21 protein-coding genes are annotated in these 22,342 nt (G+C 64.7%); 18 read left to right on the top strand and 3 right to left on the bottom strand.

Annotation, left to right across the window (positions count from 1 at the left end; translation table 11 throughout):
• Window positions 1-9: 9 nt before the first annotated feature.
• From G7Y29_RS05365 to G7Y29_RS05340, 6 genes are read left to right on the top strand one after another with little or no spacing between them, the layout of a single operon-like run.
• On the top strand, window positions 10-1,077 hold the full coding sequence (locus G7Y29_RS05365) for a M24 family metallopeptidase (protein ID WP_165004183.1): 1,068 nt from the start codon (window positions 10-12) through the stop codon (window positions 1,075-1,077).
• Window positions 1,078-1,088: 11 nt separating this feature from the next.
• Window positions 1,089-1,823 carry an SDR family oxidoreductase gene (locus G7Y29_RS05360; RefSeq protein ID WP_165004186.1) on the top strand — a complete coding sequence of 245 codons (735 nt, stop codon included), beginning with the start codon at window positions 1,089-1,091 and terminating at the stop codon, window positions 1,821-1,823.
• Window positions 1,824-1,830: 7 nt separating this feature from the next.
• Complete coding sequence (locus tag G7Y29_RS05355) at window positions 1,831-3,033, top strand: lipase family protein (RefSeq protein ID WP_165004189.1); 1,203 nt, start codon at window positions 1,831-1,833, stop codon at window positions 3,031-3,033.
• Window positions 3,034-3,042: 9 nt separating this feature from the next.
• Entirely contained in the window at window positions 3,043-3,600 is a 558-nt protein-coding gene (locus tag G7Y29_RS05350) for an FxsA family protein (RefSeq protein WP_165004192.1), read from the top strand.
• Window positions 3,597-5,165, top strand: coding sequence for an apolipoprotein N-acyltransferase (gene lnt, locus G7Y29_RS05345; RefSeq protein ID WP_196820188.1), 1,569 nt, complete (start codon window positions 3,597-3,599; stop codon window positions 5,163-5,165). The genes G7Y29_RS05350 and lnt overlap by 4 nt, the downstream gene beginning before the upstream one ends.
• A gap of 2 nt (window positions 5,166-5,167) precedes the next feature.
• Window positions 5,168-6,154: a polyprenol monophosphomannose synthase gene (locus G7Y29_RS05340; RefSeq protein WP_249399825.1), complete on the top strand. Its 987-nt coding sequence runs from the start codon at window positions 5,168-5,170 to the stop codon at window positions 6,152-6,154.
• 60 nt (window positions 6,155-6,214) lie between these two features.
• On the opposite strand, the gene G7Y29_RS05335 is transcribed toward G7Y29_RS05340, so the two are convergent.
• Window positions 6,215-6,601 (bottom strand): RNA polymerase-binding protein RbpA, encoded by a 387-nt coding sequence (locus G7Y29_RS05335; protein WP_165004195.1) that lies wholly within the window; start codon window positions 6,599-6,601, stop codon window positions 6,215-6,217.
• A gap of 94 nt (window positions 6,602-6,695) precedes the next feature.
• Between G7Y29_RS05335 and G7Y29_RS10835 the strand changes: the two genes are divergently transcribed.
• Both G7Y29_RS10835 and G7Y29_RS05330 read left to right on the top strand, forming a co-directional pair.
• Window positions 6,696-7,034, top strand: a complete 339-nt coding sequence (locus tag G7Y29_RS10835) for a hypothetical protein (protein ID WP_249399824.1) — start codon at window positions 6,696-6,698, stop codon at window positions 7,032-7,034.
• Window positions 7,035-7,039: 5 nt separating this feature from the next.
• On the top strand, window positions 7,040-7,747 hold the full coding sequence (locus G7Y29_RS05330) for a YceI family protein (protein WP_165004198.1): 708 nt from the start codon (window positions 7,040-7,042) through the stop codon (window positions 7,745-7,747).
• A gap of 110 nt (window positions 7,748-7,857) precedes the next feature.
• Here the strand turns inward: G7Y29_RS05330 and G7Y29_RS05325 are convergent, their stop codons facing one another.
• Window positions 7,858-9,171: an SAM-dependent methyltransferase gene (locus G7Y29_RS05325; protein WP_249399823.1), complete on the bottom strand. Its 1,314-nt coding sequence runs from the start codon at window positions 9,169-9,171 to the stop codon at window positions 7,858-7,860.
• Between the two features lie 129 nt (window positions 9,172-9,300).
• Between G7Y29_RS05325 and G7Y29_RS05320 the strand changes: the two genes are divergently transcribed.
• From G7Y29_RS05320 to G7Y29_RS05300, 5 genes are all read left to right on the top strand, one after another.
• Window positions 9,301-10,701, top strand: coding sequence for an NAD(P)/FAD-dependent oxidoreductase (locus G7Y29_RS05320; protein ID WP_165004201.1), 1,401 nt, complete (start codon window positions 9,301-9,303; stop codon window positions 10,699-10,701).
• 74 nt (window positions 10,702-10,775) lie between these two features.
• Window positions 10,776-12,890, top strand: coding sequence for a pyruvate formate lyase family protein (locus G7Y29_RS05315; RefSeq protein WP_165004203.1), 2,115 nt, complete (start codon window positions 10,776-10,778; stop codon window positions 12,888-12,890).
• Between the two features lie 10 nt (window positions 12,891-12,900).
• A complete protein-coding gene (gene grcA2, locus G7Y29_RS05310) occupies window positions 12,901-13,152 on the top strand; it encodes an autonomous glycyl radical cofactor GrcA2 (protein ID WP_165004206.1) in 252 nt (83 codons plus the stop codon).
• Window positions 13,153-14,028: a pyruvate formate-lyase-activating protein gene (gene pflA / locus G7Y29_RS05305; RefSeq protein ID WP_165004209.1), complete on the top strand. Its 876-nt coding sequence runs from the start codon at window positions 13,153-13,155 to the stop codon at window positions 14,026-14,028.
• A 70-nt stretch (window positions 14,029-14,098) separates the two neighbouring features.
• A complete protein-coding gene (locus tag G7Y29_RS05300) occupies window positions 14,099-15,169 on the top strand; it encodes a magnesium and cobalt transport protein CorA (RefSeq protein ID WP_165004212.1) in 1,071 nt (356 codons plus the stop codon).
• Between the two features lie 4 nt (window positions 15,170-15,173).
• Here the strand turns inward: G7Y29_RS05300 and G7Y29_RS05295 are convergent, their stop codons facing one another.
• On the bottom strand, window positions 15,174-15,614 hold the full coding sequence (locus G7Y29_RS05295) for a PaaI family thioesterase (protein WP_165004215.1): 441 nt from the start codon (window positions 15,612-15,614) through the stop codon (window positions 15,174-15,176).
• A 57-nt stretch (window positions 15,615-15,671) separates the two neighbouring features.
• Between G7Y29_RS05295 and gndA the strand changes: the two genes are divergently transcribed.
• The 5 genes from gndA to G7Y29_RS05270 are packed head-to-tail and all read left to right on the top strand — an operon-like array spanning window position 15,672 to window position 22,340.
• On the top strand, window positions 15,672-17,132 hold the full coding sequence (gene gndA / locus G7Y29_RS05290; protein WP_165004217.1) for an NADP-dependent phosphogluconate dehydrogenase: 1,461 nt from the start codon (window positions 15,672-15,674) through the stop codon (window positions 17,130-17,132).
• 41 nt (window positions 17,133-17,173) lie between these two features.
• Window positions 17,174-18,472: a DEAD/DEAH box helicase gene (locus G7Y29_RS05285; RefSeq protein WP_165004220.1), complete on the top strand. Its 1,299-nt coding sequence runs from the start codon at window positions 17,174-17,176 to the stop codon at window positions 18,470-18,472.
• Between the two features lie 32 nt (window positions 18,473-18,504).
• Window positions 18,505-19,878: a hemolysin family protein gene (locus G7Y29_RS05280; protein ID WP_165004224.1), complete on the top strand. Its 1,374-nt coding sequence runs from the start codon at window positions 18,505-18,507 to the stop codon at window positions 19,876-19,878.
• Entirely contained in the window at window positions 19,875-20,924 is a 1,050-nt protein-coding gene (locus tag G7Y29_RS05275; protein ID WP_165004227.1) for a hemolysin family protein, read from the top strand. The genes G7Y29_RS05280 and G7Y29_RS05275 overlap by 4 nt, the downstream gene beginning before the upstream one ends.
• 9 nt (window positions 20,925-20,933) lie before the next feature.
• Window positions 20,934-22,340, top strand: a complete 1,407-nt coding sequence (locus tag G7Y29_RS05270) for a vWA domain-containing protein (protein ID WP_165004230.1) — start codon at window positions 20,934-20,936, stop codon at window positions 22,338-22,340.
• Window positions 22,341-22,342 lie beyond the last annotated feature (2 nt).

Below are 22,342 nucleotides of genomic sequence, written 5' to 3'. Positions count from 1 at the left end.
CGTGGGGCGGTGACCTCTCCCGCTTACTCGCGCCGCGTTAACCGTGCACAGCAACTCGTTGGCGAGGCTGGTCTTGCCGGTCTCGTTGTCGGCTCTGGCTCGCAGCTGCGCTACCTCACCGGGCTGACGCTGAGTTCGCACGAGCGGCTCACAGCCCTGGTCGTCCCGGCTGAAGGCGAGCCGGTTCTGGTCGTCCCGGCCACCGACGCGGCGGGGTTGGACGATCACTACGTGGTGACGTGGCGCGACGGTGACAACCCGTACCGCCTCTGTGCGAAATTTACTGGTGAAGGCACGGTCGCGCTCGGCACAGCGCTGACCGCCGATCACGTTCTTCGGCTGCAGACTCACTTCCGCGAGACCGTTCTCGCCCAGGACGTGCTTGCCCAGCTTTTCATGGTCAAAGACGACGCGGAGATCGCCGCGCTGAGGCAAGCGGGGGAGGCCATCGACCGCGTCCATGCCCGCGTGCCCGAGCTGCTCAAGCCCGGCCGCACCGAGGCCGATGTCGCCGCAGATCTCCGCCGCCTCATCCTGCAGGACCACGCCGCGGTCGACTTCGTCATCGTCGGCTCCGGGCCCAACGGGGCGAACCCGCACCACGATTACTCCAGCCGCGTTCTGGAGCCGGGCGACCCGGTGGTCGTCGACATCGGGGGCACACTCGTTTCCGGCTACCGTTCCGACTGCACCCGTACCTACCAAGTCAAGGGGGTACGCGACCCGGAATTCCTCCGCGCCTACGAGACGCTTGTCGCGGCGCAGGCGTCTGCCGTCGCCTCGGTGCGACCGGGCGTGACGGCGGGGGAGATCGACGCCGCCGCGCGCGAGCTTATTGAGCGTGCCGGCTACGGCAACTATTTCTCCCACCGCACGGGCCACGGCATCGGGCTTGACACCCACGAGGCGCCCTACATTATCGGCGGCAGCGACCAGGTGATAAATAAGGGCATGGCATTCTCGGTCGAACCCGGCATTTACGTGCCGGGGAAGTGGGGGATGCGGGTCGAAGACATCGTGGTTGTTACCGGGGATGGCTGCGAGAGGTTGAACAACCAGCCGCGGGATCTGCAATAAGCTGTTCAGTTATGAACAGTAACGCGCGAAACGGGACCCTGCTCCTGCTCGGGGCGACCAGTGACATCGGTGGCGAAGTGGCGATGCGGATGTGCCGAGGAAGGAACGTCGTGCTCGCCGGGAGGGACCGAGAGCGTGCGGAGGGCGTCGCAAAGCGGCTTCTCGACGCGGGAGCCGCGACGGTGCGCTTCGAGCAGTTTGAGGCTGCGGACCTCGAGTCCCACCGGCCGCTTTTTGAAGCTGCGGGGCCGGTGACCACAGCCATCGTCGCGTTCGGGGTCCTCGGCGACCAAGAGCGCGCCGAGTCCGACGAGCGTGAGGCGGCGCGCATCGCCACGGTCGACTACCTCGCGCAGGTCAACGCGCTGACCGTGCTCGCGGACACCATGGAGGCAGGGGAGATCTTCGCGTTCTCCTCCATCGCCGGGTGGCGGGCGCGGCGCGCCAACTACGTCTACGGTTCCACCAAGGCCGGCCTGGACGCGTTCTGCCAGGGTCTGGCCGACCGTCTGCACGGCACCGAGCTGAACCTGATTACCGCCCGACCCGGTTTCGTCATCGGCTCCATGACCGAGGGCATGACACCGGCGCCGATGTCAGTACGGCCCGCGGAGGTGGCCGACGCGGTCGTCGCGGCGGCGGGCAGGGGCAGAAGCGCCACGGTGTGGATCCCGCGGCAGTTGGCCGTGCTCGCTGCGGTGATGAAACTCGTCCCGCGCCCCGTGTGGCGCCATATGCCAAGGTAGGTTAGCCATGATCCCCGAGCTAGTCCGCGCGCTCGCGCCGTTTGTCGTCGACGCCGTCAACATCAGGCCCCGCACGGAACCGGAGTTCGGCCACGCCACGTGGCTCACCGGTGTGACACCGGGGTCGCTGGTCAACGCGACCCCTGTCGACGCCGTGGGTTTGGGAACACGACTCAACCCCGCCGAGGCGTGGCGGATCGATTACGCCACCTCCGACGCGCAGCGCCGCATCCTCACCGCCACGGGCGCGGTGTTTCGCTCGCGGGTGCCGTGGGCGGGCAACACACCGCGGCCCACGATCGCGTTCGCCCCGTCAACCCAGGGCGTGGCGCCGCACTGTGACCCGTCCTATTCCTGTTCCGTGGGTCTCGAGCTGCGCACCAAGCCGTTCGACGCCATCGCCGCCCACGAGCAGCCGGTGATCAACTACCTCATCGCCCTCGGCTGCAACGTCGTGCTCACCGACTACCCGCGTGACCCCGAAAGCAACGTCCAGTTCTACTGCGATCACGCTTCTGGTGCGAGGGCACTGGCGGACGCGGTGCGGGCGTCGTCAAGCCTCGGTGTTGAAAGCGACAACCTTGGCCTGTGGGGTTTCTCCCAGGGCGCGGGTGCCGTCGGCGCGTGGCTGGAACAGCCCGAGTACGCCCCCGAACTGCAACCGCTCGCCGCGGTGGTCGGTTCGCCGCCCGCCGACCTCGCGGAGGTACTCAAGCACATCGACGGTGCCATGCCCGCCGCCGTGGTCCTCTACTCGGTGGCAGGGCTCATGGCCTCCGACCCCGAGGTCTTCGCCGAGCTCTCGCCCGTGCTCACCGACGAAGGCCTGGCCGCCATCGCGTTCGATGCGACGGTGTGCGGCCCTGGCGCGGTTCTGAAGTACCGCTACGCCCGCACCGAGAACTGGACCACCACAGGGCTTCCGCTTGGCGAAGTCCTCGACCGATTCCCGGCATCGGGTGAGGCGCTTGACCGGATGGGACTCGGCCACAGGGCTCCCGCCTCCATCCCGATCCGATTCTGGGCCTCGCGCCACGACGATGTTATTCCCTACGCGGGGTCGCAACGCTTAGCGCAGCGGTGGGGAATCGAGTTGCTCAACCACCGGCTGCCGAGGATTCCGGGCCGGATGGGACTGAACCACTTCATGCCATACTTCCTCCACGCGCCCCGCGACGCGCAATGGCTGATGCGCCAGCTGGGCGGGTAGTCTGGCCCCATGCGCCTGCTCTTCTTCGCTTACTTTCTCGTCGAGGTCCTCGCCTTTCTCGGTGTCGCCAAACTGATCGGTATCGGGTGGGCGTTCGTGGCCGTGTTCGCGCTCATGGTGCTGGGCGGCATTGCGGCGAACGTGGCCCTGCGCAACTCCCTACGCAAGGCGGCGGAAGGCCGCTCGAGCTTGGGCACCCTGGCGGGTGACTCCGCCATCCTGGTCACCGGGTGGGTTTTGACCATCATTCCGGGGTTTGCTTCGTCGCTCATCGGCCTTTTGATGGTGTTCGGTCCCACCCGGGCGATTCTGCGACGCGGACTCACCGCCAGGGCACGCCGGGCGGTGGAGGACTTCGGCGTACGTGCATACTCAGCGTCGCCCATGTCGCAGTTCCACACCACCTATGGCACGTTCACCCGCCCTGCGGGCTCCACCTCGCCGCAGGCGGAGAACCCGAGCTACATCGACGCGGACGAGTTAGAGAAGCTCTTCCGCATGGACAGCGCCGACCCGAAGCGCGGCGATAGACCCCGCAGCGACGGCCCGGAGGACACAGCGCAGTGAGGGCTTTTCTCCGTTTCGCCCTCTCCGCGGCTTCCGGTGCGGCGGTCTACCTGTCCTACGAACCCCACGGAATGTGGGTGATGGGAATCCTCGGTATCGCGCTGTTTCACTCTGCGCTCTCGCCTTGGCCCGCGTCGTGGAACCGTTTCACCGGCCCGCCCCGTGGCGAGCGGCCCGGGCCCTCCGGCGGGTTCGGTGCGCTGCTCGGTTTCACACATGCCCTGTTCTGCTACCTCTACCTCCTTCCCTGGATCGGTGAATTTGTCGGCACCCTGCCCTACGTAGCGCTTTCGCTCGTCTGCGCCCTCTACGCCATCGCGACCGGCATCTTTGGTGCCCTCGCGGCGCGCCGCCGCTGGGGGTTTTTCGCCTTCCCGTTCATCTACCTCGCCGTCGAATGGGCGCGCTCATCCTTCCCGTTCGGGGGTTTCCCCTGGGTGCGCCTTGCGTGGGGGCAGATCAACGGTCCGCTGGCCAACCTCGCCGCCTGGGGTGGGCCGGCGCTGGTAACCCTGGCCACCGTGCTAACGGGATGCGGCGTCGCCGCGGTGATCGTGTACGCGCGCGCCAACCTACGAGCCGGAATCTTTACCGCCGCGCTGCCGGTGGTACTGGGCCTGATCGCTCAGATCGGGGTGGATAGCGATCGCTCAGTCACCGGGGAGTCAACCGTGTCCGCGGTGCAAGGCAACGTGCCGCGGATGGGCCTCGACTTCAATGCGCAACGGCGCGCGGTGCTGGCGAACCATGTCAACCAGACCATCGAGCTAGCCGAATCCGGTGCCGAGCCCGATATCGTCATTTGGCCTGAGAACTCTTCCGACGTCAACCCGTTCACGGACCCGGAGGCGGCCGCGTTAATCAAGGTGGCGGTCACGCGTATCGACGCCCCCGTGCTCGTCGGTACCCTCACCCGCGACGAGGTGGGCCAGCGCAACACCATGCAAGTCTTCGACCCGGATAGCGGGGCGGGGGACTACCACCACAAGAAGTACCTCCAGCCGTTCGGTGAATACATGCCAATGCGCGACTTCTTCCGCAATTTTTCCGAGTACGTCGACATGGCCGGAAACTTCAAACCGGGTAGCGGTAACGGCGTGGTTACGATGGCGGGAATCCGCGTCGGCATCGCCACGTGCTACGAGGTAGCGGTCGACGAAGCCTACCGCTCGGCCGTCCGCAACGGCGCGGCGATTCTGACCACGCCCACAAACAACGCAACGTTCGGGTTCACGGACATGACATACCAGCAGCTTGCGATGAGCCGGATGCGCGCGATCGAAACCGACCGAGCGGTTGTCGTCGCGGCCACATCGGGCGTGTCTGGAATCGTCCACCCCGACGGCACTGTTTCCCAGCACACGGGGATCTTCGAGCCCGCGCACCTCACCGAGACGTTGCCTCTCAAAAACTCCGTCACCCCAGCCGTGGCGTACGGCCGGTACCTCGAGTGGCTCGGGGTGGCCGCCGGGTTATTTCTCATGCTCGCTGCGTTGGCGGCCTCCAGGCGCGGGTATGATTCGGGGAAGAGTTTCAAGCACGCACATCTACCCAAGGAGTTTTAGCCGTGGCGAATACCACCGTGGTGATCATGCCGACGTACAACGAGGTGGAGAATCTTCCGCTGATCGTCGACCGCATCTTAGCTGCCACCGACCAGGTGGATATTCTCGTCGTCGACGACAACTCTCCCGACGGCACGGGAGCTAAGGCGGACGAGCTCGCCGCGGTACACGAGGAGATCAACGTCGTGCACCGCGAAGGCAAGGAAGGCCTGCTTGCCGCCTACCGCGCCGGTTTCGACTGGGCCCTTGCTCGCGATTACAGCGTCATTTGCCAGATGGACGCCGACGGGTCCCACGCTCCGGAGGAACTCCAGCTGCTGCTCGCGGAGATCGACAACGGCGCGGACCTGGTCATCGGCTCCCGCTACGTCGAGGGAGGCGAGGTCACCGACTGGCCGCGCGACCGCTACCTTCTCTCCAAGGCGGGCAACAAATACATTTCGCTCGCGCTTGGCGACGAAGTGGCCGACATGACCGCCGGCTACCGCGCCTTCCGCCGGGAGGTCCTCGAAGGTATCGACCTGGACGCGCTATCGGACAAGGGCTACATCTTCCAGGCGGACATCGCCCACCGGGCGTTAAAGGCGGGATTCGACGTCCGGGAGGTCCCCGTCACTTTCACCGACCGCACGCTCGGTGAGTCCAAGCTTGATGCGAGCTTCGCTGCCGAGTCGCTCAGTGAAGTTACCAAGTGGGCTGTGGTGGAGAAGTCCGAGCTGCTGCGAGAAGGAGCCAAAGAGCTCTGGCGCTTCGCGCGTTACGAGCTTGACCGCTCACGCCTGCCGCGATGGAAGCGCGATCTCGAGAGCTCTCCCGAGCTGATCGTGAACATGATCGGCGAGGGCTCGAAACTGGCGCGTTACGAGTTCAACCATGCGGGCGTGAACAAGCTGCCCGCGAAAGCCTCCCGTGCCGCTGACACCCTAGTCGAGATGTTCCGCGAGGGGCTCAAACTGGCTGACCACGAAATCAAGCGCTCGAGAGCCTAGCCTCCCATAACAAAGCCCGGGGTCTGGATCATAGTCCAGGCACCCGGGCTTTCTTCTTACCTAGGAATCAGCCTTGGCCTGCTGCTGCTCCTGCTCCTTGGCCAAGCGTGCCGCGGTGCGGCGACGCTTGCGCAGCTGGTCGAGCCGCTCTTCGAGCAAAAGATCAAGTTCCTCGATGGAACGGCGCTCGCGCAGCATGTCCCAGTGGGTGCGCGGCGGTTTGACCGGTTTTGCCTCGACGCCCTCGCCCTCCATGAGGGTGCCGATCTGGCCGTTCTTGCACATCCACTCTTCGGGGATCTCAGCCTCGTCGGCGAAGGGGACGTCGAAAACCTCGCCGTTCGGGGTCCGGTACTTTGCCATGCGGCGCGGGGCCAGGTCGTGGTCACGGTCAGTCTCGTAACTGACAGCACCCATTCGACTTCCGCGCAAAACGCGATCAGCCATGCTTTGAATCCCTTCCCTCAGTTGATAGTCGCCCCATTATAACGACCGGCAGCGCAGTTAAGTTCCGCGCCATCCCCTGTATTACGCTACTGCCATGACCGAACCGCGGGGAGAGAGTCACCAGGCGTGCCAGTGGTGCGGGCGCGAGCTGCCTCCCCAAGAGGGGAGAGGCCGCCGAAGGAAGTTCTGCGGGGCATCTTGTAAACAACGCGCCTACGAGCAACGGCATGGGGTGGCGGGTACGCGTATTCCCGATGACGCGGTGATTATGCGCCCAGAAAGGGCCGATGAACTGCGAGATCATCTATTCGAGCTGCGGTGCGCGGCCGAGGATATCGCTACTGCGCACGCTGAGGGTGCTGGACACGAAGAGATTTCGCAACTGTGTGCGGAGCTGGTGAGTATGGCCAAACGCATCGAAAGGCTAAGGTAGGAACGGTGAATAGGCAGCGTCAGATCCCGAAACCCCTTCTCATCTTCGCATTTATATTCATCGTCGCCCTGGCCGCGCTGGCGATCGTCCCGGTCATCTACGCGCTGCTGTTCGGCGACCACGGGGTGAAGACCGAGGGAATCAGCACCGATAACGCCCGAGCGGCGACAACGGATGTCGACGGCACCTGGGTTGTCTCAGATAAGCTCGGGCCGAACCAGACGTCCGCAGGCTTCACGTTCTTCGAGATCCTGCCCGCCGAAAAGAAAGTTACCTCCGGCTCAACGCGGGCCGTCGACGGCGAGGTGGTAGTCGAAGCGGGAACGGTAGCCGCGGGAGAGATCACCGTCGACATGGCAACGGTGACAACGGACAACGACCGTCGCGACGTGAACGTCCGTCGGTCAATCCTGAACACCGATGAGTACCCGAAGGCAACGTTCAGCCTCACCGAGCCCGCCGATGTCAGCCAACTGCCGGAGGACGGCTCCGTGGGCACCGTCGAGCTCACGGGGGATCTGACAATCAGAGGCGAGACGAACTCCGTGACTCACGAGTTTGAAGCGGTACGCTCCGGAGACCACTTGGTAGTCGCCGGAGACATTCCGATCAGTCGCTCGGACTTCGGTGTGGAGACGCCGGAGCTCGTCGCGGCGAAGATCGCGGACGAGGGCGAGATCAATATCAAGCTCAACCTGGAGAAAGTTCGCTGATTACGTCACGTTACGTAAAAGTGACGGAACTTCCGGCTTTATCTCGAACCTCCCCCTTGTCCGATAATGTACATTATGTCAAGTAATTTCTGGGCGTCCGCCCTCTTGCTCTATCGGCGCCCCCGCCTGTCGCGCGGCACCATCGTCACCTGAGCAAGATCAATCATGCCGAGCCGCGCGAGCGCCTCCTTCAGCGCGAACTGCCACTGCCACAATCGCCGGTACACGAGGTCAAAACCGTCGGCGGCCGCCTCGCGAAAACGCCCGTCGAACATTTCGCGCTGCAGGCGCAACGAAGCCTCCAGGTGCTCGGGCGCGCGCGTCTCCGACACGATCCGCAGACTCGTGCGCCGGTCGACCGTCCGCGCCAGCCCCTCGGGCGTCGCAAAGCTTAAGCCCGGCCAGATGTACGCGCGCAGGGATTCCAGTGCTGCCGACGCGGCCGGCGTGAACGCCGGCGTGCGCAAGATCGTCTGCATTACGACCCGTCCCCCCGGTTCGACTAAGCGCCCCATTGCGGCGAGGTAATCGGCCTTGCGCGCCGCGCTCAGCGTCTCCAACCGCTCGACTCCCACCACGCAGTCGTAGTGACCACGCCGCTTGGGCATGACCAGCCACGACTGGCCGACCATCTCGACGTGCACGGCACCGCCCACACCCGCGTACACCAACCGGTCGCGCAACGCTGCCTCTGCCCGCTCGTCCGCTACCCACGCGTCAACGGTGGCCCCGCGCTTCGCGGCCGCGAGTCCCACAGCGCCACCTGACGACGGATACTCCAGCAGGTGCGTTCCCCGCCCGGCCAACGCGGCGTCAAGAAGCATCTCCACTGAGCGCTGCTGGACATCACCCAGGTCCCCCCGTTCAGCGTCCAATGGCGCGGTGAACTCGGTGCGGTCCACAAAATACGATGCGCCCGCCTGCCCCGAGCGCGGCGCGTAGAATTTCACTCGGACACGCTCAGTCGTGGGCACGCCGGTGGCGAAATGGCCCGCGAACCCGCTCATTCCGTCGCCGGAGAAATGCTGGACAAGGTCGGGCGGGATCTCACCCGCGGGGTCCAGCTGCCCCGCCGCGATGCCCGGCGTCCTCGGCCGGTAGTCAACCCGCAGCAGCGCTACCAGCGCGTCGACAAGCATCGAACTGCTCGGTGACGCCCACTCACCTGCCATGTAGCCCTCGGCGAGACCCACCCAGCCACTGTCGGCCACGCGGCGAAACACCGCGTCGTGTTCGACGACAATATGCGCCCCCACGCCAGGATCAAGCTCGAGTCCCGCCTTTGCGCAAGCCGCGGCAAACTTGGCCTCCGCAAACCGAGCTTTCGCCCTCATGAGTGCACCACCCGGCACGGCGGCCACTCCGGGCCAGGCCTGGGCGTCGACTATCAACAGGTGCTCGGGAACGTCAGGGGCGGGCGACACCCCGACTACACTATTGCCTTGCGCACCACCGCTGTGGGAGGCGCGACGGGCCTGCGCACAACCGATGCCCAGCGAACGCGTAGACTATGCCGAGATAGATCAAACTCGTCCAGCAAGGAAGGTACATCCATGGCCGATACGGCTTTCCGCCCGGCAGGTAACCGCCACCACGTCGTCATCATCGGCGCTGGCTTCGGCGGTATTTTCGCAGCCCATGAGCTCGGTGACGCGGACGTCGACGTCACCATCATCAACCGCACGAACCACCACCTGTTCGCTCCGCTTCTGTACCAGGTGGCTACCGGCATCCTCTCCACCGGTGAGATCGCGACCTCCGTGCGCCAGATCCTCTCCGGCAAGGACAACGTCAACGTCGTCCGCGGCGATGTCACCGGTATTGACGTTGACGCCCAGACGGTGACCTCCTTCGAGGGCGAGTTCACGCGCACCTACGCCTACGACTCCCTCATTGTCGCCGCCGGTGCAGGCCAGTCCTACTTCGGCAACGACCACTTCGCCGAGTTCGCCCCGGGTCTGAAGACCCTGGACAACGCGCTTGAGATCCGCGCCCGCATTGTTACCGCGTTCGAGCGCGCCGAGGTCGCCGAAACCGCCGAGGAGCGCGACCGCCTGCTCACCTTCGTCATCGTGGGTGCCGGCCCGACGGGTGTCGAGCTCGCGGGCCAGATCGCCGAGATGGCGCACCGTTCCTTCAAGGACGAGTACTCCAACTTCGTTCCTTCCCAGGCCAAGATCGTGCTTATCGACGGCATGCCCCAGGTGCTCCCGCCCTTCGGCAAGCGCCTCGGCAAGAAGGCGCAGCGAGAGCTGGAAAAGAAGGGCGTCACCGTCGTCCTCAACGCCATGGTGGTCAACGTCGATGAGAACTCTGTCACGTACAAGGACACCAAGACCGAGGAGGAAGTCACCATCGCTTCCTCCACCAAGATCTGGTCCGCCGGCGTCCAGGCGTCCCCGCTGGGCAAGCTCATCGCCGACCAGGTCGGTGTCGAGGCCGAGCGCAACGGCAAGGTCCCGGTCAACTCCGACCTGACTGTCGGCGACAAGTCCAACGTCTTCATCATCGGAGACATGATGAGCCGAGACCGCCTTCCGGGTGTGGCGCAGGTCGCCATTCAGACCGGCGAGTACGTCGCCAAGATCATCAAGGAGCAGGTCGAGCACGACGTCGCTCCCGAGGCGCGCGACGATTTCGAGTACTTTGACAAGGGCTCGATGGCGATTGTCTCCCGCTACAACGCCGTTGTGAAAATGGGCAAGGTCGAGGTCACGGGCTTCATCGGTTGGCTCATGTGGCTTGCCGTCCACCTGTCCTTCCTGGTGGGCGCCCGCAACCAGTTCGTCGCCCTGCTGTCCTGGACGCTCAACGCGCTGACCCCGAAGCGCTACAACCTGGCCACTACCCTGGCCCAGATGCACGGTCGTACCGCGCTGCTCAAGTTGGGCGAGCGCACTACGGACGATGCAGCGTCGCTGCCGGAGGTCCGCGACACCAACGGCGAGAACTAGTCTCCCGCTGACCCACAGGCCCGGTTCCTCAATGAGGGGCTGGGCTGTTGCGCTTCCCGCAGGTCGGACGTTTAATGGAGGTTGTGACCACCCAGACTCAGCCACCCGCAGACACCAAAGACGCATGGGACGGGTTCCGCACCGGCCCGTGGGTCGATGGGATCGACGTCCGGGACTTCATACAGCGCAACTACTCCCCCTACGACGGGGATGCCTCGTTCCTCGAGGGCCCCACCGAGAAGACCCTCCGACTCTGGAACGAGCTCGACTCCACCTACCTGTCCGTCGAACGGGAGCGCCGCGTTTTCGACGTGGACACCCACACCCCCGCCGACGTCGACGCGTTCCCGGCCGGATACATCTCTGGGGACGACGACGTGATCGTTGGTCTCCAGACGGACGTGCCCACCAAGCGCGCCATGATGCCCAACGGGGGGTGGCGCATGGTCGAGCAGGCGATCCGCGAGGCCGGCAAGCAACCGGAGGAGGCGGTCAAGAAGGTCTTCACCGCCTACCGCAAGACCCATAACGACGCCGTATTCGACATCTACACCCCGCGGATCCGCGCGGCCCGCTCCTCCCATATCATCACTGGTCTGCCTGACGCGTACGGTCGCGGCCGCATCATCGGTGACTACCGCCGCGTCGCTTTATACGGCGTGGACAGACTCATTGCCGATAAGGAACGCGCGAAGGACGCGACCCTGGAACATGGGTTCTCCGAGCACTGGGCGCGCTACCGCGAGGAGCACTCCGAGCAGATCAAGGCGCTGAAAAAGCTCAAGAAGATGGCCGCCAGCTACGGTTTCGACATCTCCGGGCCCGCCGCGAACGCGCGCGAAGCCGTCCAGTGGACCTATTTCGGATACCTTGGATCGGTCAAGAGCCAGGACGGTGCCGCGATGTCGATCGGCCGTCTCTCCCCCTTCTTCGACATTTACTTCGAGCGCGACCTCGCCAAGGGCACGCTGAACGAGCGGGACGCCCAGGAGATCGTTGACGCGCTGGTGATCAAGCTGCGCATTGTCCGCTTCTTGCGCACCGAGGACTACGACCAGATTTTCTCCGGCGACCCGTACTGGGCCACCTGGAGTGACGCAGGGTTTTCGGCGGACGGCCGCCACCAGGTGACCAAAACGTCTTTCCGGCTCCTGCAGACCCTGCGCAACCTCGGCCCCGCTCCGGAGCCGAACATCACCATCTTCTGGGACCCGTCGCTGCCGGACGGATACAAGGAGTTCTGCGCCGCCATTTCCATCGAGACCTCGTCCGTACAGTATGAGTCCGACGAGCAGATCCGCGGCAAGTGGGGGGACGACGCCGCCATCGCCTGCTGCGTCTCCCCGATGAAGGTGGGCAAGCAGATGCAGTTCTTCGGCGCCCGCGTCAACGCGGCGAAGTCGCTGCTTTACGCCATCAACGGTGGCCGCGACGAGGTTACCGGCAAGCAGATCACCACCGGGCACAGCCCCGTCGAAGGCGACGGCCCGCTGGACTTCGACGAGGTGTGGGAGAAATACGAGCTCATGCTCGACTGGGTGATTGGCACCTACGTCGAGGCCCTCAACATCATTCATTACTGCCACGACAAGTACGCATACGAAGCTGTGGAGATGGCCCTCCACGATTCCGACATTGTGCGCACCATGGGCTGCGGTATTGCCGGGCTGTCCATCGTCGCGGACTCTCTGTCCGCCATCAAGTACGCCACGGTCACCCCCGTGCGCGATGAGACGGGCCTCGTAGTGGATTACGTTACCGAGGGTGACTTCCCCTTCTACGGCAACGACGATGACCGCGTCGACGACATCGCTGCCACCGTGGTCCACACGGTGATGCAGAAGATAAAGGCCATCCCGATGTACCGCGACGCGATTCCGACGCAGTCGGTGCTGACCATCACCTCCAACGTGGTCTACGGCAAGGCAACCGGGTCCTTCCCCTCCGGGCACGAAGCGGGCACCCCGTTCGCCCCGGGTGCTAATCCGGAGAACGGCCGCGACACCCACGGCATGGTGGCTTCGATGCTGTCGGTGGGCAAACTCGACTACAACGACGCGCTCGACGGCATTTCACTGACCAACACCATCACCCCGTCCGGCCTCGGCCGCACCAAGGACGAGCAGGTCGGCAACCTCGTCGGCGTGCTCGACGCCGGTTTCGTCATGGACGAGACCACCACCTACTAAGGAGCATCCAATGCCTGCACAGACTTTCGACGAGCGCCTCGCCGCCATGAAGGCGAACCGCGCGGAGCACAACATGGAAACCGGCCTGTTCCACGCCAACATCAACGTCCTCGACGAGGACACCCTAGAGGACGCAATGGAGCACCCGGAAAATTATCCCAACCTCACCGTCCGTGTCTCGGGCTACGCCGTCAACTTTGTGAAGCTGACCAAGGAGCAGCAGCGCGACGTCATTTCCCGCACCTTCCACCAGGGAGCGTAAATGGCCCACGACGGTACAACGGGTGTCGTTTCGCTGACGCCCGAACAGGGCGAGCGCGTGCGTGGCATCGCGGCGGGTCTCGGCGGACTTTCGACGGATGGCCTCGAAATCACCCGGCCCGAGCTTCTCGACGCCCGCCGCACAGGTGACATCGCGCTCATCCATTCATGGGAGCTCGTCACCGCCGTCGACGGCCCGGGCACGCGCATGACACTGTTCATGTCGGGGTGCCCTTTGCGGTGTGTGTACTGCCACAACCCGGACACAATGGAGATGAAGGAGGGCACCCTCGAGCGCATTGAGGACGTGGCCCGCAAAATCCTCCGCTACAGGCCCGTGTTCAAGGCGTCGGGCGGCGGGTTGACGCTCTCTGGGGGCGAGCCACTCTTCCAGATCGCGTTCGTGCGGCGTTTGCTTCGCGACGTCCACGCAGCCGGCGTCCACACCACAGTCGACACGTCCGGCTTCCTCGGATCGCGCCTGACCGACGGCGATCTGGAGAACGTCGACCTGTTCCTCCTCGACATAAAGTCCGGGGACCCCGCACTGTACGAGCGCGTGACCGCCCGCCAGCTGCAGCCCACGATTGACTTCGGCGATCGTCTCAACGCGCGGGGCAAAAAGGTGTGGGTCCGCTTCGTCGTCGTACCCGGTCTCACCGACAGCCCGGACAACGTGGCCAGGATCGCCGAGATCATCGGCAGGTGGAGCTCAAACGTGGAACGTGTCGAGGTGCTCCCTTTCCACAACATGGGCGCTGACAAGTGGGAGCGGATTGGCCTCGACTACCAGTTGGCGGACGTGGCACCGCCAACCGCGCAGCGGCTCGACGAGGTGCGGGCGCAATTGCGCAGCACGGGTATCCCGGTGTTCTGATTCGACGAGTATCATTCTCTGGAGTCCAGATTTTCCACCCGTGCTTCACATGAAGGGGGGCCATCTCTCCATGCCGCCACGCCTACCGCTGTCCCTGCAGCGTCCTAAACGCCCCGAGTCCATGACCGGTAGCGTGCCGGTTCCCATTGAGCGCAACATGGACTTCTGCCGCATTTTCGTCGACGGCAAGAAGCTGCCGGGGGAGGCGCGCATCTCCCAGGCCCTCGAGCTCGTCGAAGTGCACGAGAACGCCTTCGTCTGGCTGTCGCTGAGCGAGCCCAGCACGAACCAGATGGAGAAGATCGCCGAGATATTCGACCTGCACGAACTCATCGTCGACGACATCGTCGATGCGCACCAGCGCCCCAAGATGGAACGCTACGACGACCAGCTGTTCATGGTCGCACGCCCCGTGTACTACCGGGACGACGAGGAGGTCGACGACGCCCGCGAGATCATCTCGACAGGCGAGGTCCAGGTGGTGCTCGGCCCGAAGTTCGCCATCACAATCCGCCATAATGCTCCCCTGCCCGATCTGACCCGCCAGCTCGAGGAGGACGAGGAACTCGCCATCCTCGGCCCGCCAGCCGCCGCGTGGAAGGTGTTCGACTACGTGGTGGACAACTACCTGCGCGTCGCCTCGGCGCTCGGCCGCGACGTTGACGACCTGGAAAACGAGGTGTTTACCCCGCGCCGGGACATCAATATTGACAAGATCTACATGTACAAGCGCGAGATCCTCGAAATGCGCCACGCAATCGACCCACTCGTTCCCGCGATGCGCACCGGTTTAACCAACAACAAGGACATGCTGCGCAAAATGCTGCGCTCGTACTTCCGCGACGTCCAGGACAACGCGACAATCGTGAGCGACGCCGTCTCGGGTTTCGACGAGCGACTCTCCTCGCTGCTCGATGCATCCGTGGCGAAGGTGAACATGCAACAGAACAGCGACATGCGCACCATCTCCGCAGTAGTCGGAATGGCCGCGGCCCCGACAATGATCGCCGGCATCTACGGCATGAACTTCGCCTACATGCCTGAGCTGGCGTGGCGGTGGGGTTACCCCGCCGTTCTGGTCGTGATGGCCACGGTAATGATCGTGATGTACTGGTGGTTCCGCAAGAACCACTGGCTCTAGCTCACTAGCTGCGGTCGCGCAGCACCATGAGTTTGAGGTTGGTGGTGGCCACAAGCTTCGCCTCGTGGTACATCTCCACCCGCCAGAGGTGAGTGGACTTACCCACGTGCACTGGCAGCGCCACGGCATCAATTCGCCCCTCTGCGACGCTGCCCAGCAGATCGGTGTTGTTGTTCATGCCCACCGCGACTGCACCGGAGGCCGCGACAGCGGCGATTGAGCCGAGCGTCTCCCCGATCGCACAGTAGAGCCCGCCGTTGGCGATTCCGGTGATCTGGTGGTGGTCCGGGGTGACATCGACGTACCCCTCCGTACGCTCCCCGTCCACGTAGCTGATCCGGATGCCCAAAGTCTCAGCCAGCCCTCTGTTGGTTGAGTTGACGCCGGCAAGTTCCTCGTCGCTAAGCGGTGCTTTGATGGGCGTGGTGCCAAACCTGTGATCCATGACACCACTATAGGACAGGCGGCCCGCCGCCACTTCGCGTTGCGTACTATTTCACCCATGACTACCGGTAACAAACTCGCCAAGATCGGCGTCGTGGGTATGGCCGTGATGGGCTCCAACCTCGCACGCAACTTCGCCTCCAAGGGTCACACCGTGGCCATCTACAACCGCTCGCCCGAGAAGACCCGCGCGGTCATCGAGGCACACGGCCATGAGGGGGATTTCATCGCCTCTGAAACGGTCGAGGATTTCGTCGCCTCCCTGGAGCGCCCCCGCAAGGCGATCATCATGGTGCAGGCCGGCCCCGCGACCGATGCCGTGATCAACCAGCTGGCCGAAGCGATGGAGGACGGTGACATCATTATCGACGGCGGAAACGCTTTGTTCACCGACACCATCCGCCGGGAGAAAGAGATCGCCGAGCGCGGCCGCCACTTCGTCGGCGCAGGCATCTCCGGCGGCGAAGAGGGTGCGCTGACCGGCCCGTCCATCATGCCGGGCGGCCCGAAAGAGTCCTGGGAAACCCTCGGCCCGCTGCTCGAGGACGTTTCCGCGAAGGTCGACGGCGTGCCCTGCGTGACGCACATCGGATCTGACGGTGCCGGGCACTTTGTCAAGATGGTGCACAACGGCATTGAGTACGCCGACATGCAGGTCATCGGCGAGGCCTACCACTTGCTGCGGTACGCCGCGGGCATCGAGCCGGAGGAACTTTCCGGCATCTTCGCGGAGTGGAACCAGGGCGACCTGGACTCCTATCTCATTGAGATCACCGCGGAGATCCTGCGGCAGGTGGACCACCGTACCGGAACCCCGTTTATCGACGTCATTGTCGATGCCGCTGGGCAGAAGGGCACCGGTCGCTGGACCGTCAAGGAGGCGCTCGACCTCGGTGTGCCGGTCACCGGCATTGGCGAGGCCGTTTTTGCCCGTGCTCTGTCGTCGGCGCTCGCACAGCGCGAGGCAGCCCAGCGCATCGGCCTTCCTTCCGGCGAGGTGACCACTCTCGACGCGCTCGGTGTTGACAAGGGTCAGTTCATCGAGGATGTCCGCCGCGCCCTCTACGCATCCAAGCTCGTCGCCTACGCGCAGGGCTTTGACGAGATCAACGCCGGGTCCCAGGCCTACGGCTGGGACATCAAGCCGGGCGACCTTGCCCGCATCTGGCGCGGTGGCTGCATCATCCGCGCCAAGTTCCTTAACCGCATCACCGAGGCCTACGAGAACGACCCGGATGTGCCGTCGCTGCTGCTCGACCCGTACTTCAAGGCCGAGCTAGAGGGAGACCTCATTGATTCCTGGCGCCGCGTGGTTGTCATTGCCACCCAGCTCGGGCTGCCGATCCCGGTGTTCGCGTCGTCGCTGTCCTATTACGACTCGTTGCGCTCCAAGCGCCTTCCGGCGGCGCTTATCCAGGGCCAGCGCGACTTCTTCGGTGCCCACACTTACCGTCGCGTGGACATGGAGGGCACCTTCCACACCGCGTGGTCGGGCGACCGCGAGGAGCTCTCCTACTAACGTTTAACGTTTGCGCACGTCCGGCGGGTAGAATCGTGCCAATGACTTCATTCGCCGACCTCGGCCTGCCTCGCCCCATTGTCACTGTTCTGGACAAGCAGGGGATCACGGAGCCCTTCCCCATCCAGGCAGCGGCCATTCCGGATGCGATTAACGGCCGGGACGTCCTCGGGCGCGGCCCGACCGGCTCGGGCAAGACGTTCACGTTCGGCCTGCCCATGTTGGCGCGCCTCGCGGGTGCACCCTCCAAGCCCGGGCACCCGCGCGGCCTTGTTCTAGCCCCCACACGCGAACTGGCGACGCAGATCCGCGAGCGTCTCGACGACCCGGCTGCCGCGCTCGGCCTCCGCGTCCTCGACGTTGTCGGCGGGGTCAACATCAACCACCACATCCGCTCTCTCGCGGCGCCGGTTGACTTGCTGGTCGCTACACCGGGTCGGGCGGAGGACTTAATCAACCAGCGCAAGCTCTTTCTCGACCGCGTCGAGATCACGGCCTTGGATGAGGCCGACCAAATGGCGGACATGGGCTTTCTGCCCCAGGTGCGCAAGCTCCTCGACCGCACCCCGAAGGGCGGGCAGCGACTGCTGTTCTCTGCCACGCTCGACGGTGACGTCGAGAAGCTTATCGCCCGCTATATGTCGGACCCCGTCACCCACTCCACTGCGCCTGTCCAGGCTGCCGTGGACACCATGGAGCATTACCGTCTCCTCGTCGGCGACCGCGACCAACGCAGCGATGTTGTTCTGCGCATCGCCGCCCGCGACGGTAAGACGATCATGTTCATGCGTACCAAGCACGGCGTGGACCGCCAGGTGAAGAAGCTGCGCCGCGCAGGCATCAACGCCCAGGGCCTCCACGGCGATAAGGGCCAGGGCGCGCGCACGCGCGCTCTCGAAGGTTTCGGCGACGGTTCGACCCCAGTCCTCGTGGCCACGGACATTGCGGCACGCGGCATCGACGTGGACGATGTCTCCCTCGTCGTCCACGTCGACCCGCCCGCGGAGCACAAGGCCTACCTGCACCGTGCTGGCCGCACGGCTCGCGCCGGATCTTCCGGGACCGTCGTCACGCTCGTGCTCGACGAGCAGGAGAAGGAAGTCCAGCAGCTCATGAACAAGGCCGGTGTCAGCGCCACGCCCGTTCGCGTCACTGCAGACTCGGACGAGTTGGTTAAGATTACTGGCGCACGCAAACCCTCGGGAGCGCCGCTGCCGCCGCCCGGACAAGCCCCGCAAAAGGCCAGTTCCGGCGGGCGCAGGGGTGCACCCAAAAACCCCCAGAATTCTGCCGGGCGCTCTTCAAGGCGTCGGCCTCGAAGGAGTAGCGGGCGCGGCTGACACTCTCCTGGTGCCGCCACGTCCTTACTGACATGGACATACTCATATCGATCCTCTCGCTCATCGGTTTCATCGCCCTGACGGCGTCGACAGGCCTCTTTGTGGCCATCGAGTTCGCCATGACCGGGCTCGAGCGCTCGACGGTGGACGCGCACGTCCGCGAAAAGGGTGACCGCACAGCCAAGGCCGTTGCGCGGGATCACTCGAACCTCTCCTTCGTACTGTCCGGCGCGCAGCTGGGCATCACGGTGACCACGCTGGCCGCGGGTTTTCTCGCGGAACCCGTCCTGGGCCAGTTTTTCACTCCCATGCTCGAAGCCGCCGGGTTGAACGCGAATGCGAGTTCGGCGTTAGCACTGATCCTCGCGCTGGTGATCGCTACGTTCCTTTCCATGGTCTTCGGGGAGCTCGTGCCCAAGAACATGGCGATCACGGAACCGCTTGGCACCGCGCGCTTTGTTGTCCCACCTGTGAACGCCTTCAACACGGTGCTGAAGTGGTTCATCAAATCGCTCAATCGCTCCGCCAACTGGTTCGTGCGCAAGCTGGGAATTGAGCCGGCGGACGAGTTAGCGTCGGCACGCTCCGGTCAGGAGCTTGGCGCCATGGTGCGCAACTCTGTCGAGGCGGGCAGCTTCGACGCCGACACCGCGCGGGTCATCGATCGCTCCCTACAGTTTGGCGACACCACCGCCGAGGAGGTGATGACGCCGCGCTCTACCATTGAGTCGCTCGACGCAGACGACACTGTCAACGACCTCATCGCGCTGTCCCGCACCACCGGTCATTCCCGTTTTCCGGTGCGGCGCGGCGACTTGGACGACACCATCGGCGTCGTCCATATCAAGGACGCATTTTCCGTAAATAAGTCGTTGCGCGGCACGACGAAGCTCGGCGAACTCGCCCGCCCGGTGCCGTTCATCCCGGGCACCCTCGACGGCGATTCCGTACTCAACCGTGTGCGCTCCGCCGGCTCCCAGGTGGTGCTCGTCGCCGACGAATACGGCGGTACGCAGGGCTTGGTCACCATCGAGGATGTCGTGGAGGAGCTCCTCGGAGAGGTCTACGACGAGTACGACGATCGCGAGTCCGAGCGCGACTTCCAGCGCTTCGGATCGTCCTGGGAGGTCTCCGGCCTCGTGCGCCTCGACGAGCTGGGTGAACACATGAGCTACACCGCGCCCGAGGGCCCTTACGAGACGCTCGGAGGTCTCATCATGGCCACCCTGGGCCGTGTCCCCTCCCTCGGCGACAAGGTTTTGCTCCCCGAGGCGGACGGCGGGTTCCAAGAAGATTTCGAGTCCGGCAACGTCGGCCGCTGGACGGCGCACGTCACCGTCATGGATGAGCGCCGTGTGGACAAGGCGATCCTCACCCCCATTCCCGCAAAGGAGGCCCGATCATGAGCATCTGGCTCGCGCTTCTCCTCATCGTGGTACTCCTCGCGGCCAACGCGTTCTTCGTCGCGGCGGAGTTCGCCCTCGTATCCTCGCGCCGCGACCGCCTCGAGTCCATGGTCGCACAAGGCAAGCAGGAGGCCGAGCGCGTCATCCATTCGATCGAGCACCTCTCGATCTACCTCGCCGGCGCGCAGTTCGGCATCACCGTCTGTTCCCTGATCCTGGGCAAAGTCGCGGAGCCGGCTATCGCCCATTACATCGAGGTTCCGTTCATGGCGCTGGGCGTGACAGCCGACCTGCTCCACCCGGTCGCCTTCGTCATTGCCTTGGCCATCATCTCCTGGCTGCACATCCTGTTCGGCGAGATGGTGCCCAAAAATATCGCCATCGCGGGCCCAGAGCAGCTCGCGCTGTGGCTCACTCCCGCAATGCAGGTGTGGGTGAAAATCACCGGCCCGATCATCCGGGTTCTCAACGCGGTCGCCCGCCTCACGTTGAAGGCTTTCGGTGTAGAGCAGCGCGACGAGTTGGAGTCCACGGTTGACGAGCAACAGCTGGCGACCATGATTTTGGAGTCGCGCGACGAAGGTCTTCTCGACGCCGAGGAGACCGCTCGCCTAGCCAAAGCCCTGCGCTCGGACTCCCGCAGCCTTAAAGAGGTCATGATCCCTCTCGATCACTTGACCACCATCCCTTACTCGGGCCGGGGCATACCCTTGTCCACTATCGAGCGGACGGTGTGTGAGACGGGGTTCTCCCGCTTCCCCGTCGAGCGGACCGGGGGCGCCTTGGTGGGTTATCTGCACGTCAAGGATATACTTGACCTCATGGAATCCGACGAGGCGGATCCGGTGGTTCCAGTTTCCCGCATCCGCCGCCTCAGCATCGTCGACGGCGCGGGTTCGCTCGATGACGCCCTGACGTCCATGCACCGACGCTCCGCCCACATGGCGCAAGTGCGCGACAACGGCGAGCTCGTGGGAGTCCTCGCTCTAGAGGACATCATCGAGGAGTACGTGGGAACTGTGTCGGACTGGACCCACGAGTCCTAAGATGTAGCCATGGGACGACACGCATCCGGGAAGAATAACTACGCTCTGTCGGGCCGGGCAGTCGCAGCGCTTGTCGCTGTGCTCGTCCTGGTCGCCGGTCTCGTCGTCTATCTGGCCACCCGCGGTGACAGGGCGGCGCAGGACTCCGCTTCACCCGCGACGAACTGCGTCGCCGGCGACCTCGACCTGCCCGTCGCGGCCTCGGACGATGCGATCGGACAATCGCTAGTCGACGCCTACTCTGACGCCAACCCTGTCGTGCGCGACTTCTGCGTCCGGCCGTCCCTCGTGGACTCCATTGCTGACGCGGCGGTATACATTGCGCCCAACACCCCTGTCGCCCACCAGCAGCTCGCCCAGCGCAACCGCACGGCGTCGACCGCCGAGCCCGCCCCGGTGCTCTCCGTGAGGGTCGGGGTTGCCGGAGCGAGCGTTCCCGCGTCCGCAGCCGATATCGAACTTGAATCGGTCGCCTTCCCAGTCGACGAGGAGCCTGCTGCCTCTGCCCTCGTAGCATCCACCATCGCGGGCAACGACCAGGACGCTGTCAATGCGCTGACAAACCAGCGGGTGGCGGCAATTGCCGATGCCGGGAATTCTCCGCTCGTCGCTACCTCCGAGGACAACGTGCCCGATGGGTACTCGTTCGTGCCGGTTGACGCGTCGGTTCTGTATACCGCCATCCCGTTGAACCAGGGGGAAAAGGTATCGGAAGATCAGTCCCGCGCAGGGCAGGATTTCGCACGCGTTCTTTCTGAGCGCTTCCAGGACGGCGGCGTGGACCAGCCCGCGATCTCCGATCTCGTCTGGGCCGCCGCGACCCCCACGGGCGGCGAGACCATCACCGACCACACTGAGACCGGCGCCACGGTCGCGGACGGCGGCCCGGTGAATACCCTGTTCCTGCTCGACACCTCTGAGGCGATGGCGCCCTACTTGGACAGCGCGGCCGCAGGCATAGCCTCGGCTGCCGAGGCGGTCGCCGACACTGGCCACCAAGTTGCGCTGTGGAACTACTCTTCTCCGCTAAACCCCGGCGTGACCAAAGGCTACCGCCGCAACGTAGCCTTCACCCCGGACGCCGGCGAGGTAGTTCAGACCGTAAACCGCTTCCTCACCGGCGGGAAACCGCAGACGCGCGAGGCTGTGACAGCCGCCGTGCAGCAAGTCGCGGAGACGGGCACGCCCGCTCGCGTTGTAGTGGTGACAACGGGAACGGCTGACGGCGGGGATGACGGGACGTTTGCGGGAGCCGTTTCAGAAGCAGCCGGCGCGGGCGTGACCGTTTCGGTTGTGCATGTGGGAGAAGGCCAGCAGGACCAAGCGCTGCGGGGAGCGAGTTCGTCGGCCGCGGACGCGGCCCGGCCCGACCAAGTCGCAATCTCTATCGAGGCGGCGGCGGGGATTAGCCGCTAGAG

Origin of the sequence: Corynebacterium qintianiae, assembly GCF_011038645.2 — a bacterium.
GTDB classification, from domain to species: Bacteria; Actinomycetota; Actinomycetes; order Mycobacteriales; family Mycobacteriaceae; genus Corynebacterium; species Corynebacterium qintianiae.
The sequence above is the reverse complement of the archived record's forward strand: the minus strand, read 5'-3'. Positions and strand labels throughout refer to the sequence as shown.